The organism is Pseudomonas sp. GW821-FHT09A09 (genome assembly GCF_059418405.1).
Genome location: NZ_JBWKPU010000027.1, coordinates 1 through 12643 on the forward strand (window position 1 = coordinate 1; position 12643 = coordinate 12643).

At 61.5% G+C, this 12643-nt stretch carries 15 protein-coding genes; 7 read left to right on the forward strand and 8 right to left on the reverse strand.

What is annotated here, in order from left to right:
* Positions 1 to 92: 92 nt before the first annotated feature.
* The 5 genes from AC07OV_RS21505 to AC07OV_RS21525 form a co-directional block, all read right to left on the reverse strand.
* Positions 93 to 464, reverse strand: a complete 372-nt coding sequence (locus AC07OV_RS21505; RefSeq protein WP_176998075.1) for a glutathione S-transferase N-terminal domain-containing protein — start codon at positions 462 to 464, stop codon at positions 93 to 95.
* 102 nt (positions 465 to 566) lie between these two features.
* Positions 567 to 1112: a GTP cyclohydrolase I FolE gene (gene folE / locus AC07OV_RS21510; RefSeq protein WP_003204506.1), complete on the reverse strand. Its 546-nt coding sequence runs from the start codon at positions 1110 to 1112 to the stop codon at positions 567 to 569.
* A 78-nt stretch (positions 1113 to 1190) separates the two neighbouring features.
* Entirely contained in the window at positions 1191 to 1748 is a 558-nt protein-coding gene (locus AC07OV_RS21515) for a Smr/MutS family protein (RefSeq protein ID WP_495092927.1), read from the reverse strand.
* A 75-nt stretch (positions 1749 to 1823) separates the two neighbouring features.
* Positions 1824 to 2144, reverse strand: a complete 321-nt coding sequence (locus AC07OV_RS21520; RefSeq protein ID WP_176998076.1) for a hypothetical protein — start codon at positions 2142 to 2144, stop codon at positions 1824 to 1826.
* Positions 2145 to 2286: 142 nt separating this feature from the next.
* Positions 2287 to 2877 carry a cysteine hydrolase family protein gene (locus AC07OV_RS21525; protein ID WP_494997371.1) on the reverse strand — a complete coding sequence of 197 codons (591 nt, stop codon included), beginning with the start codon at positions 2875 to 2877 and terminating at the stop codon, positions 2287 to 2289.
* Positions 2878 to 3116: 239 nt separating this feature from the next.
* Here AC07OV_RS21525 and prmB point away from each other — a divergent pair, with 239 nt between their 5' ends.
* A complete protein-coding gene (gene prmB / locus AC07OV_RS21530; RefSeq protein ID WP_495092928.1) occupies positions 3117 to 4025 on the forward strand; it encodes a 50S ribosomal protein L3 N(5)-glutamine methyltransferase in 909 nt (302 codons plus the stop codon).
* A 124-nt stretch (positions 4026 to 4149) separates the two neighbouring features.
* Here prmB and AC07OV_RS21535 read toward each other — a convergent pair whose 3' ends face one another.
* Both AC07OV_RS21535 and AC07OV_RS21540 read right to left on the reverse strand, forming a co-directional pair.
* Positions 4150 to 4956 carry a hypothetical protein gene (locus AC07OV_RS21535; protein ID WP_176998079.1) on the reverse strand — a complete coding sequence of 269 codons (807 nt, stop codon included), beginning with the start codon at positions 4954 to 4956 and terminating at the stop codon, positions 4150 to 4152.
* Between the two features lie 99 nt (positions 4957 to 5055).
* Positions 5056 to 6018 (reverse strand): alpha/beta hydrolase, encoded by a 963-nt coding sequence (locus AC07OV_RS21540; protein WP_494997372.1) that lies wholly within the window; start codon positions 6016 to 6018, stop codon positions 5056 to 5058.
* Between the two features lie 143 nt (positions 6019 to 6161).
* On the opposite strand from AC07OV_RS21540, the gene aroC reads away from it, so the two are divergent.
* From aroC to AC07OV_RS21560, 4 genes are all read left to right on the forward strand, one after another.
* On the forward strand, positions 6162 to 7253 hold the full coding sequence (gene aroC, locus AC07OV_RS21545; RefSeq protein ID WP_494997373.1) for a chorismate synthase: 1092 nt from the start codon (positions 6162 to 6164) through the stop codon (positions 7251 to 7253).
* 10 nt (positions 7254 to 7263) lie between these two features.
* On the forward strand, positions 7264 to 8424 hold the full coding sequence (locus AC07OV_RS21550; RefSeq protein WP_495092929.1) for an MFS transporter: 1161 nt from the start codon (positions 7264 to 7266) through the stop codon (positions 8422 to 8424).
* Complete coding sequence (locus tag AC07OV_RS21555; RefSeq protein WP_176998082.1) at positions 8421 to 8951, forward strand: 1,2-dihydroxy-3-keto-5-methylthiopentene dioxygenase; 531 nt, start codon at positions 8421 to 8423, stop codon at positions 8949 to 8951. Before AC07OV_RS21550 ends, AC07OV_RS21555 begins: the two co-directional genes overlap by 4 nt.
* Positions 8952 to 9159: 208 nt before the next feature.
* A complete protein-coding gene (locus tag AC07OV_RS21560) occupies positions 9160 to 9429 on the forward strand; it encodes a response regulator transcription factor (protein ID WP_176998083.1) in 270 nt (89 codons plus the stop codon).
* Positions 9430 to 9488: 59 nt separating this feature from the next.
* On the opposite strand, the gene AC07OV_RS21565 is transcribed toward AC07OV_RS21560, so the two are convergent.
* The gene (locus tag AC07OV_RS21565) at positions 9489 to 9767 is read right to left on the reverse strand and encodes a DUF3509 domain-containing protein (protein ID WP_048721059.1); all 279 of its coding nucleotides are present in this window, start codon (positions 9765 to 9767) and stop codon (positions 9489 to 9491) included.
* 409 nt (positions 9768 to 10176) lie between these two features.
* Between AC07OV_RS21565 and AC07OV_RS21570 the strand changes: the two genes are divergently transcribed.
* On the forward strand, positions 10177 to 12003 hold the full coding sequence (locus AC07OV_RS21570; protein WP_495092930.1) for a long-chain-acyl-CoA synthetase: 1827 nt from the start codon (positions 10177 to 10179) through the stop codon (positions 12001 to 12003).
* 112 nt (positions 12004 to 12115) lie between these two features.
* Entirely contained in the window at positions 12116 to 12631 is a 516-nt protein-coding gene (locus AC07OV_RS21575; RefSeq protein ID WP_176998085.1) for an ankyrin repeat domain-containing protein, read from the forward strand.
* The last annotated feature ends 12 nt before the right edge of the window (positions 12632 to 12643 follow it).

Below are 12643 nucleotides of genomic sequence, written 5' to 3' on the forward strand. Positions count from 1 at the left end.
CCCCCCCCCCCCCCCCCCCCCCCCCCCCCCCCCCCCCCCCCCCCCCCCCCCCCCCCCCCCCCCCCCGTGCTCCTACAAGTGGGCGTTGTGTGTCAGATCGCGGCGAAGCGCTTGTCCAGGTAATCGATGATCACCTTGGAGTCGTACATCCAGGTGGTCTGGCCGTTCTCTTCGATGCGCAGGCACGGCACCTTGATCTTGCCGCCTTGCTCCAGCAGGGTCTGGCGGTCCTGCTCGTTGTTCTTGGCGTCCTTCAACGCTACCGGCACATTCAGGCGGTGCAGGGTGCGGCGGGTCTTCACGCAGAACGGGCAAGCGTGGAACTGGTACAGGGTCAGGTCCTTGGCAGCCTCGTTCACCTGTGCCTGCTGTTCGGCAGGGCGCTGTTTTTTACGTGGACGGGTCAGGAAGTCGCCCGCGATGATGACGTGGCCGAGGCCCACTCGAAGTGCTTTGACGAACATGGCTTGAACCTCTTGCCCAGAACAGAAGGGGCCGCAGCTTACAGCAATTCTGCGGGCGAAAAAAAACCGGCAATGAACGCCGGTCTTTTCCTGCCCCGCCGATTACTTGATCAGGCTGAGGAATTCGCTGCGGGTGGCCGCGTTTTCACGGAACTCACCGAGCATCACCGAGGTGATCATCGACGAATTCTGCTTCTCGACACCGCGCATCATCATGCACATGTGCTTGGCTTCGATCACCACGGCAACGCCCAGGGCACCGGTCACCTGCTGGACCGCATCGGCGATCTGGCGACTGAGGTTTTCCTGGATCTGCAGGCGGCGGGCGTACATGTCGACAATTCGCGCGACCTTCGACAGGCCCAGCACTTTGCCGCTCGGGATATACGCCACGTGGGCCTTGCCGATGAACGGCAGCAGGTGGTGTTCGCACAGCGAGTACAACTCGATGTCCTTGACCAGCACCATTTCGCTGTTGTCGGAGCTGAACAAGGCACCGTTGGTGACTTCTTCCAGCGTCTGTTCATAACCGCGGCAGAGGTACTGCATCGCCTTGGCGGCACGCTTTGGCGTGTCGAGCAGGCCCTCGCGGGAAACGTCCTCGCCGAGCTGGCCGAGGATCGCGGTGTAATTCTGTTCCAGGGACATGAAACTACCTGTGGGATTTTCGCAAAGCGCAAGGTTACGGTGGCGGACACATCGCTGCAAGCCTGACGATGGCAGTTGTTACTCGTCGCGGCCTTCCATCATGGTGCGCTTGAGCATCACATACACCGCACCCGCGCCGCCGTGGCGGGCCTGGCACGAGGTAAAGCCGAGCACCTGGGCATGCTGGCGCAGCCAGGTGTTGACGTGACTCTTGATCATTGGCCGCTTGCCATCGAGCCGCACGGCCTTGCCGTGGGTGACGCGCACGCAGCGGATTTCGAACCTAGTGGCTTCGGCCAGGAACGCCCACAGGGTTTCCCGGGCTTTCTCCACGCTCATGCCGTGCAGGTCCAGGCTGCCCTCGAACGGGATCTGGCCGATCTTGAGCTTGCGCATCTGGCTTTCCTGTACGCCATCGCGGGCCCACATCAGCTCGTCTTCGGGGCCGACGTCGATCACGAACTGGTCCGACAGGCCATCCACCGTGGTGGCATCGGTGCGCACGGTCGCGGCCTGGCGCAGCTTGGCGATCTGCGCGCGGTCAGCCTTGGGTTTACCGGTGTCGGCACGGTCGTGCTTGATCGGCTTGACGCCGCGCAGCTCGTTTTTGAACAGGGAAAAATCGTCGTCTTGCATGTCAGCCTCCGCGAAGGGCGGGCAGTTTACCTAAATCGCGGCGGCCGGGGCGCAGGAAACGCTATCCAAGCGCCATCAGTCGTGCTTTTTCATCAGGTGCGAAGCGATGTTGAGTGACAACGGCTGGCGCATTTTCCGACGGCTACGGCGCCACAACCACACGCCCAACCACAGCACCAACAGCCCGATCGCCAACAGGATAGCCGAACCGCCAGGGCTGGCGTTCAATTCGCCCAGGGCGGGCGAGTGACCCAACAAACCGGCGCCACCAGCGCCAGCCATCAACAAACCTACAATCGCCAGCAGCGCGGCAAAGCCCGCCACCAGGCGCAGACGCCAGTTGCTCGGGCCCTTGGGGCGCAAGCGACGAGCATCAAAACCATCGGATATCTTCATTCCGACCTTTCCTCCAGGGTATCGGCCCTTCGACCGGACAATACACAGGTTGTTCCGGGGGGAGGGGTAAATGCGCCAAAGTGAGAAGGCTTTGCGGATGAGCGGGGCCGTAAACAGGCCGCGCCGCTCACCGGAAGGTCGATCAGATCAGATCTTTGGTCAGCGCCAGGGTGGCGAAGTTGTCGGCCATGATGGCCATTTCGGTCTGTTGCACGTGCTCGGCGCTCAGGATGCCGCCTTTGTAAGGCAGGTCGCGGGTGGCGCAGGCGTCTTCCACCAGGGTGCAGCGAAAGCCCAGGTTCTTGGCGGCGCGCACGGTGGTGCTGACGCTGGAGTGGCTCATGAAACCGCACACGATCAGGTCCAGGGAGCCAAGGTCTTGCAGGTGTTTTTCCAGGCCGGTGCCATGGAACGCGCTGGGCAACAGCTTGCCGATGACGGTTTCGTCACCTTCGGGTTCCAGGCCGGGAATGAACTGACCGCGCTCGCCCTGGGGGTCGAACAGGCCGCCCACGGTACCGAGGTGGCGCACATGCACGATGGGGCGTCCGGCGTTACGTGCTGCAGCGACCAGCTGCTTGATGTTGCCAACCGCCGCATCCATGCCCGAGAGGGCGAGTGGGCCGCTGAGGTATTCCTTCTGGGCGTCGATGATCACGAGGGTCGCATGGTTCAGGTTGGCTGCTGCGTAACCGCGACCGCTGAGTTGAAACATCGTCTTTGGAACGGACATTCTGGGGCTCCTGTGAGGGGGGCTTTTGCGACATTGTCCACTGGCTGAGCGGTTCTGTGAACCGCTACCATCGTAAGGTACGCCGTTGTTGACGTGCAGCCATGTCAAGTGGGCGGCTTGTTTAGCGCAATGATGGCAAAATGGATGAAATCCGACGGATGGCGAAGGGTTTTCGTACATCGAAGGGACAGGCGAAGGCTGTTAGAATCGCCAGTCGTTTTTTCCAGGAGTTCTCCCCCGTGATCACATCCCGCCTGCGCACCTTGCGCGACCACATCCGTTGGGCTGTCAGCCGTTTCCATGGGGAAGACCTGTTTTTCGGCCATGGCACCGACAATGCCTGGGACGAAGCCCGGCAATTGGTGCTCGGTGCCTTGCACCTGCCTTGGGAAATTGCTGACAGCTACCTGGACTGCAACCTCGAAGAAGAGGAAATCTCCCACGTGCAGCGTCTGCTGCATCGTCGTATCCATGAGCGCGTGCCCACCGCCTACCTGCTGAAAGAGGCGTGGTTCTGCGGCCTGTCGTTTATTGTCGATGAACGCGTGTTGATCCCGCGCTCCCCGATTGGCGAGCTGATCGAAAACCGCTTCGAGCCTTGGCTGGGGCAACCGCCCGCGCGCATCCTCGACCTGTGCACCGGCTCCGGTTGCATCGGTATTGCCTGCGCCTATGAGTTCCAGGACGCCGAAGTGGTGTTGGGGGACTTGTCCTTCGAAGCGCTGGAAGTGGCCAACCAGAACATCGAGCGCCATGGCGTCGATGAGCGCGTCTACACCGTACAGGGTGATGGCTTCGATGGCCTGCCGGGCCAGCGTTTTGACCTGATCGTGTCCAACCCGCCGTATGTCGATGCCGAAGATTTCGCCGACATGCCCGACGAATACCAGCACGAACCGGAACTGGGCCTGGCCTGCGGCGATGATGGCTTGAACCTAGTGCGGCGCATGTTGGCCGAAGCGGCAGACCACCTGACCGAGAAGGGCTTGCTGATCGTTGAAGTGGGCAACAGCCAGGTGCACGTCGAGGCGTTGTACCCGGAAGTGGACTTCGCCTGGCTGGACTTCCAGCGCGGCGGTCACGGCGTATTCATGTTGACGGCCGAGCAGTGCCGCCAGCATCAGGCCATCTTCGTCACCCGCATTTAACCAAATCGCAAGGTAGAAACGCGGTCACTGTGGGAGCTGGCTTGCCTGCGATAGCGATGGTGAATTCACTGCCGCTATCGCAGGCAAGCCAGCTCCCACATGGTTGACCGCATTTCAGCCGCTGTCAGCGGTGCGTGGCAATCCAGATCAACAGCCCCGCCTGAAACACGGTAAACGCCACCAGGCAGGTGATGGTAAAGCGCAAGCCGCTGTCTTCACGCTTGAACTTGGTGACCTTTTCCTCTTCCTTGCGCAGCTTCACTTCCTGCTCTGCCAGGTTCTGCTCGGCCTGTTGCAGCATCTGCGCGGCTTCGAGGATCTCCACGAACTGCAGCTTCTCGGTGTTCCAGCTGTCCAGCACATCGCTGACCTTGCCCGGCTGTACGTTGCCCTTGAGGTGCTGCACATCGGCGTAAGCCACATCAAACCCCTGGATACGCAGGAAGTGATCACGGCGCAGGCGCGTGGCTTCGTTTAGCGCGTCCTTATTGGCCAGGTCCACGCCGTCGACGCGGTAGTGGGACCATTTCTTCTTCGCCCACGCCGCACCTTGTGCGACCAGGAAGCGGCCGATACCACGGTTGGCGGGTTCGATTTCCAGGCTGTTGCCCGGGCCGAAATGCACGCGATGGGTGTCGTGGTCGACCCAGATGTCCAAGTGGTTCTGCTCGCGGCGCACCCGTTGCCCTGGCAGTTGAATCACCATGCGCAACAGGCTGTGGCGTTTATCGTGGCGCTCGGCGTAGCCGAACTGCACAAAGCGCAGCGGCCGCACGCCGGTGGCGCGGTCAGTGGCCAGGGGCGCCAGGCGCAGCATCTTGAAATGCTCGGCCTGCACGTCCGCCCACGGCAAGGCGGCCGCGTCGTTGGCCTCGGTTTTTTCAGCCGGGGTTTCGGCGGTCGGTTCCGGTGTTGCTTCAGTGGTTGTCATGCGGCGCGATCCTGTCCAAGCCCAGCGAGTCGGCAGTCTTTTTACTGTCGACACTGGGCTTATCGGCCGCTTTCTCCAGGACTGGAGGCAAATAGTCGCTTAACGGGGCCCAAGTCCGCCGATAAAGCGCACCACCCGCTCACCCAGCTCTGCGGCGAGAGGTAATTGCGGGTCGTTGTAGGAGGCCAGTTGTTGCTTCACGTCGTTGGGCACGATGCGCATCACGTGGTTCATGCCTTCGATTACCGCCAACTGCGCATCGGGCTTGGCCTTTTTCAGTTGCCGGGCATCGCCCACGCCCACCTGGATATCGTTGGTGCCCTGGAGGATCAGTGCCGGCATCTTCAACTTCGCAAAGGCCTCGGAGGGATCGGCGCGAAACAGGCTGATCAGATAAGGCTGTACGCTCGGCCGGAATATCCCCTCCAGCGGGCCGGGGACATCGGCGTCCACCTGGCCAGCCTTGAGGTGGTCGAGGATTTCATTGCTGCGCAGCAGCAGGGCAGGGGGCAGGTGGTCGGCCAACTGCTGGCGGATCACCTGGTCGACCGGGCGGGCGCTGCCTGACAGCGAAATGACCCCGGCCGGATCGAGTTGCGGCGCGGCAAGGGCCGCCACCAACGCGCCTTCACTGTGGCCCAGCACAATCAGCGGGCCCATGCGTTTGTCAGCCTTGAGCAGCTTGCCCCAGGCCACGGCGTCAGCCACATAGGCGTCGAGGGTCAGGTTGCGTTCGTCCGGGGTGGCGGCCAGGCTGGCGGCCACCCCGCGCTTGTCGTAGCGCACGCTGGCGATGTTATGCCGGGCCAGTACCCAGGCCAGGCGTTTGAGGCTGTCATTGCGTGCGCCGTCGGCGCTGTTGCCATTGCGGTCCGTGGGGCCGGAACCGGCGATGATCAGCACCACCGGCACGGGCTTGTCGGACTGGGGCAGCAGCAACGAACCAAACAGCTCGCCACTGCCGGTGTCCAGGCTGATGGGGCGTTGCAGTACAACGGGGGAGGCGGCCTGGGCCACGGCGGCAAACAGGGTGAGGGTGAACAGCAGAACTCGCAGCATCATCGCGCCATTATGAGAAAGGTGCCGGTTGGACAAAGGTCTACCGGTAAGGTTTCGAGGATGAACTACTCGGTTAGCCTGCGTATACTGGCCGCCTTAAGTTATTACGGTTGACTTGATTCAACTGATTTCACGGAGCGCCCTGCATGTCCGGCAATACCTTCGGCAAACTGTTCACTGTCACCACCGCGGGCGAAAGCCATGGCCCGGCGTTGGTCGCCATTGTCGACGGCTGCCCGCCGGGTCTGGAGCTGTCCCTGGACGACCTGCAGCGTGACCTCGACCGCCGCAAGCCCGGTACCAGCCGCCACACCACCCAGCGCCAGGAGCCCGACGAAGTCGAGATACTCTCCGGCGTGTTCGAAGGCCGCACCACCGGTTGCGCCATCGGCCTGCTGATCCGCAACACCGACCAGAAGTCCAAGGACTACTCGGCCATCAAGGACCTGTTCCGCCCGGCCCACGCCGACTACACCTACCACCACAAATACGGCGAGCGCGATTACCGTGGCGGTGGCCGCAGTTCCGCGCGCGAAACCGCGATGCGCGTGGCTGCGGGTGCGATTGCCAAGAAATACCTGGCCACCCAGGGCATCGTGATTCGTGGCTACATGAGCCAGCTGGGCCCGATCGAAATCCCGTTCAAGACCTGGGACAGCGTCGAAGACAACGCCTTCTTCAGCCCCGACCCGGACAAAGTGCCGGAGCTGGAGGCCTATATGGACCAGTTGCGCCGCGACCAGGACTCCGTCGGTGCCAAGATCACCGTGGTGGCCGAAGGCGTCAAACCCGGCCTGGGTGAACCGATCTTCGACCGCCTGGACGCCGAACTGGCCCACGCGCTGATGAGCATCAACGCGGTCAAGGGCGTGGAAATCGGCGCCGGTTTCGCCTGCGTGTCCCAGCGTGGCACCGAGCACCGTGACGAGCTGACCCCGGAAGGTTTCCTCAGCAATAACGCGGGCGGCATCCTCGGTGGCATTTCGTCCGGCCAGCCGATCGTGGCGCACCTGGCGCTCAAGGCCACGTCGAGCATCACCACGCCGGGTCGTTCGATCGATGTGCACGGCAACCCGGTGGACGTGATCACCAAGGGCCGTCACGACCCCTGCGTGGGCATCCGTGCCACGCCGATTGCCGAGGCGATGATGGCCATCGTGCTGATGGACCACCTGCTGCGCAATCGTGGGCAGAATGCGGATGTGCGCGTGAGTACGCCGGTGCTGGGCCAGCTGTGACGGTTCGGCTGTGACAGCCCTTCCATACTGGCGCCTCTCCAGCTTCTACCTGTTCTACTTCGCCCTGCTGGGGGCGACGGCGCCGTTCCTGGCGCTGTACTTCGATCACCTGGGGTTCTCCAGCGCGCGCATTGGCGAGCTGGTGGCCATCCCCATGCTGATGCGCTGCGTGGCGCCGAACCTGTGGGGCTGGCTGGGGGATTACACCGGCCGGCGCCTGGCCATCGTGCGCTTCGGCGCGGTGTGTACCCTGGCCAGTTTCTCGCTGATCTTCGTCAGCAAGACCTACGCCTGGCTGGCGCTGGTGATGGCGCTGCATGCGTTCTTCTGGCACGCGGTGCTGCCGCAGTTTGAAGTGATCACCCTGGCCCATCTGCACAAGCAGGCCTCGCGCTACAGCCAGGTCCGGCTGTGGGGCTCCATCGGTTTCATCCTCACCGTGGTCATCATGGGCCGGCTGTTCGACTGGCTGAGCCTGGACATTTACCCGGTGGTGGTCGTGGTGATCATGGCCGGCATCATCGGCGCCAGCCTGTGGGTGCCGAACGCGCAGCCCGCCACCCACGGCAACCGCCTGGCCGGTGACGGTTTTCTCAAGCAATTGCGCAGTCCTGGCGTGCTGGCGTTCTACGCCTGCGTGGCGCTGATGCAACTGAGCCACGGCCCGTATTACACCTTCCTGACCCTGCACCTGGAACACCTGGGCTATAGCCGTGGCGTGATCGGCATGCTCTGGGCGCTGGGGGTGGTGGCCGAAGTGCTGATGTTCCTGGCCATGAGCCGCATCCTCAATCGCTTCTCTGTGCGCAGGGTGTTGCTGGCCAGCTTCCTGCTGGCCGCGCTGCGTTGGCTGTTGCTGGGTTCGTTTGCCGAACACCTGTGGGTATTGCTGCTGGCGCAAGTCATGCACGCCGCGACGTTCGGCAGCTTTCATGCGGCGGCGATTGCCTTTGTGCAACGCAGCTTTGGCGACCGCCAGCAAGGCCAGGGCCAGGCGCTGTATGCCGCACTGGCCGGCACCGGTGGCGCGTTAGGCGCCCTGTATGCCGGTTACAGCTGGAACCTGCTGGGGCCGACCCTGACATTCAGTATCGCCAGCGTCGCGGCCCTGGCGGCCGCCGTTATCATTGGCCTGCGCTTGCAAGAGCCGAATAGAGGAACCGTGCAATGAGTTATGTCGCCGTTTATCACATCGCCACGCCTGATACCCCGAACAAGGTGCTCACCCACTTCGACGATATCGTGTCGACCCTGGCCGAGCACGGCGTGCGGTTCGAGCGCTGGCAACCCAGCCCGATAGAAAAGGGCGCCAGCGCGGCTGAAATGATCGCGGCCTACCAGCCGCAGATCGATGCCTTGGGCTACCGCTCGGTCGAGTTGCTGAGTGTCACGGGAGACCACCTGCAGGCGGCCGAAATGCGTGCCCAGTTCCTGGATGAGCGTCGCTACCCTGAAGACGATGCGCGTTTTTTCATTGCCGGTCAGGGGCTGTTTTGCCTGCATGTAGGTGACTATGTCTACGCGGTGCGCTGCGAAAAGAACGACTTGCTGGTTGTCCCGGCCGGTCTGCCGCACTGGTTCGACATGGGCGAAAACCCGCACTTTGTGGCGTTGCGCTTGTTTGATTCCGCGCAGGGTGGGGTGCCCGTCCTGACCGGTGACGCCATTGCCTCAGCGTTTCCTGGTTTGGACGACTAAGCATAAGCGTAAAAATGATCAACCCCGGCAGGTTGGAAGTTGCTGTGGGAAGAAGCCTAGTTATCTGTAAGGTGCAGCTGTTTATTCGAGGTCCTACGTTTTCACGCCATCGGTTATGTAACTCTCTCTTGCCTCAATGTTTATAGCGCCTGTCAATCGGAGTAATCCGAAGATGGGCGGGGCGTCCGCTAATAATAAGGAGAGAGTAATGAATGGCCCCGAGGAGTCATGCCGTGCACTGGGTGCTGTACCCATGGCGATCAGAAGACGCCTGAGCTTGTCTGGCAAACCCCTTACACCGACCGAACTGGTCATCCTGCGCTGGGCTTCGGAAGGGAAGACCGTCTGGGAAATCAGCCAGATTCGCGCGATCTCCGAAGCCACCGTGAAATTCCACCTGCGTAATATCTACGGCAAGCTGGAAGTCACCAACCGGGTTCAGGCGATGAACGAAGCGGCCCGCCTGGGCCTGTGCTGAGGGCATGAAAAAGGGCCGCGACGCTCAACGGCGTCGCGGCCCTTTTTTGTGGCGGATGCTTAAGCCGAATGGTAGGTCGGCAGGGCAAAGCGGTTCTGGCTTTGCAGCATGGAAATCTGTGGCAGGTCACTGGCTTGCTCGGCCAGGTCGCGGCGAATGGCGCTGATCACCCAAGTCAGTTGATCGGCCGTGTGCAGTTGTTGGTACGAGATCGAACGCTTGACCTGTTTGCCTTCGCTGTTGCGCAGGGTCAACAGGATGCCACCGTCTGGACGTGGCTGGGTGGTGACGTCGTACTGGGAGAATACAGAAGCGAATTTATCTTGGATCAGGCTCATGTCTATCAGCTCCGTTGGCTCAAGTTGGCAAGCATGGAGAGATAGGTGCAGTGATTGTGCCAGTATTTGGTTTTCTATAAAAACCTTATAAAACAGTAACTTATAAAAATAGATGATTTTCGTTTTCGTGCAAATTGCATGAAGGGCCATCGTGCATCCTGCATTTTGCGTTATCCGGGCCGCGCTTTATCCCATGACGCGCCGACGTCCTTCATGGATATCGACTGCCGGCTGCGAGGGTAAATTCCATTTAAATGAAGGCGTGGCACCGGGATACAAAACTTTTCAAATCCCACATGTACAGCCCAAGAATGGCTGGCGTATTTTCCTTCAAGACATCCGGCCTTCTGCCTACAGATGGGTCGCTGTTTCTGGATCATACGAAGAATAAGAAAAAGGACGTTCCTCCATGAGCCATCCGCAAAACGACATGATCACGTGGGGCATGATGCTGCGTAAGGTGCCCGCCATTGTTCGCGCCCTGCCACGGGTGGTGCGCGGCATGCGCGCGGCGAATGTCACCGACCCCGCGCAACCCTGTGGCCTGGGCTGGCAGTTTGAACAGGCCACCCTGCGCAACCCGGATGGCATTGCGTTGCTGTCTGCCGACCGCCAGCTCACGTACCGTGAAGCCAATCAACGCGCCAATCGCATCGCCCATTACTTGCAGGCCCAGGGCATGCAAAAGGGCGATGTCGTGGCGTTGTTCATCGAGAACCGCCTCGAATTGCTGCTCAACGTGCTGGCGGTGGCCAAGTTGGGCGGCATTTGCGCGATGCTCAACACGGCGCAGACCCAGGCGGCACTGGTGCACAGCCTGAACCTGGTGAGCCCGGCGGCGATTGTGGTAGGCGCGGAACTGGTGGCGGCCTATGAAGCTGTGCGTGAACAGGTGCAGATTCCCGCCGAGCGCACCTGGTTTGTCGCGGAGCAGCAGGACAACGCATTACCCCACGGTTACATCGACCTGATGACGGCCAGCGCCGAGTGCCCGGTGGATAATCCTTCCAGCACCGCGCAGATCTTTTTCAACGACCCCTGCTTCTATATCTACACCTCCGGCACCACTGGCCTGCCCAAGGCCGGCATCATGAAGCACGGCCGCTGGACCAAGACCGCGGTCAGTTTCGGCAGCATCGCCCTGGACATGGGGCCAGAGGACGTCCTTTATTGCACCCTGCCGCTGTACCACGCTACTGGCCTGTGCGTGTGCTGGGGCTCGGCGATTGTCGGCGCCTCGGGGTTCGCCATCCGGCGCAAGTTCAGCGCCAGCCAGTTCTGGGAGGACGCGCGCAGGTTCAAGGCGACGACTCTCGGTTATGTCGGCGAATTGTGTCGCTACTTGCTCGACCAGCCCGCCAGCGAAAAAGACCGTGATCACCGCGTGACCAAGATGGTCGGCAACGGCTTGCGCCCTGGGGTGTGGGCGCAGTTCAAGGCGCGGCATGGCGTCGAGCATGTCTGCGAGTTGTATGCCGCCAGCGACGGCAATATCGGCTTCACCAATATTTTGAATTTCGACAACACCGTCGGCTTTTGCCTGCAACACTGGGCGCTGGTGGACTACGCCCACGACACGGGAGAGCCGATCCGTGGCAGCGATGGTTTCATGCAGAAAGTGAAGAAAGGCGGGCAGGGCTTGCTGCTGGCCCGGATCGATGAAAAGTCACCCTATGACGGCTACACCGACCCGGAAAAGAACCGCAAGGTGATCCTCACTGACGTGTTCGAGAAGGGTGACCGCTACTTCAATACCGGCGACCTGGTGCGCAGCATCGGCTTCGGCCACGCGCAATTTGTCGACCGGCTGGGGGATACCTATCGCTGGAAGGGCGAAAACGTGTCCACCACGGAAGTGGAAAACGTCTTGCTGCAACATCCGCAGATCGCCGAAGTGGTGGCCTATGGGGTGGAGATCGAAAACACCAATGGCCGCGCCGGGATGGTTGCCATCACGCCCAGCGAGTCCCTGGCTTCACTGGATATGCGCGAGTTGCTGCAGTTCGCCCACGGCCAGTTGCCGCACTATGCGGTGCCGCTGTTCCTGCGCATCAAGGTGAAGATGGAAACCACCGGCACCTTCAAGTACCAGAAGGTCAAGCTCAAGGAAGAGGCGTTCGACCCGGAGAAGGCCGGTAATGACCCGGTCTACGCGTGGTTGCCGGGTTCGGACTGCTACGTACCGGTGACCGGTCAACTGTTGGCGCAGATCCAGGCTGGCCACTTTCGTTACTGAAAGCAGCCTTATTGATTCTGCCTATGGCCGCTTTTGACAAAAAAGCCATGACAGGTGGGAACTCCCTCGCGACACTGGGCGCCATATACAGCACTAGACAAGGAGCCCCCACATGTCAGACCAAGCCAAACAGATGACTGAAGATGAAGCCGCCGAATTTGCCGAACAGGTCTTCGACGTGGCCCGCCGCGGCGACGCAGCCATGCTCGCGGCGTTGCTGGCCAAGGGCTTGCCCGCCAACTTCCGTAACCACAATGGCGACACGTTGCTGATGCTCGCGGCCTACCACGGCCACGCCGATGCGGTGAAAGTGCTGCTGGAGTTCAAGGCCGACCCACAGATCGCCAACGACAAAAACCAATTGCCGATGGCCGGTGCGGCGTTCAAAGGCAACCTGGCGGTGGTCAAGGCGCTGATCGAGGGCGGCGCACCGGTGGACGCGGCGTCTTCCGACGGGCGCACCGCATTGATGATGGCGGCGATGTTCAACCGAGTTGAAATGGTCGAATATCTGCTCGCCCAGGGCGCCAACCCCAAGGCTGCCGATGCCCAGGGTGCCACTGCGCTGGCTGCGGCCCAGACCATGGGTGCAGTGGATACGGCGGCGCAGCTGCAGAAACTGGTGTAGGCTACGCGCCCT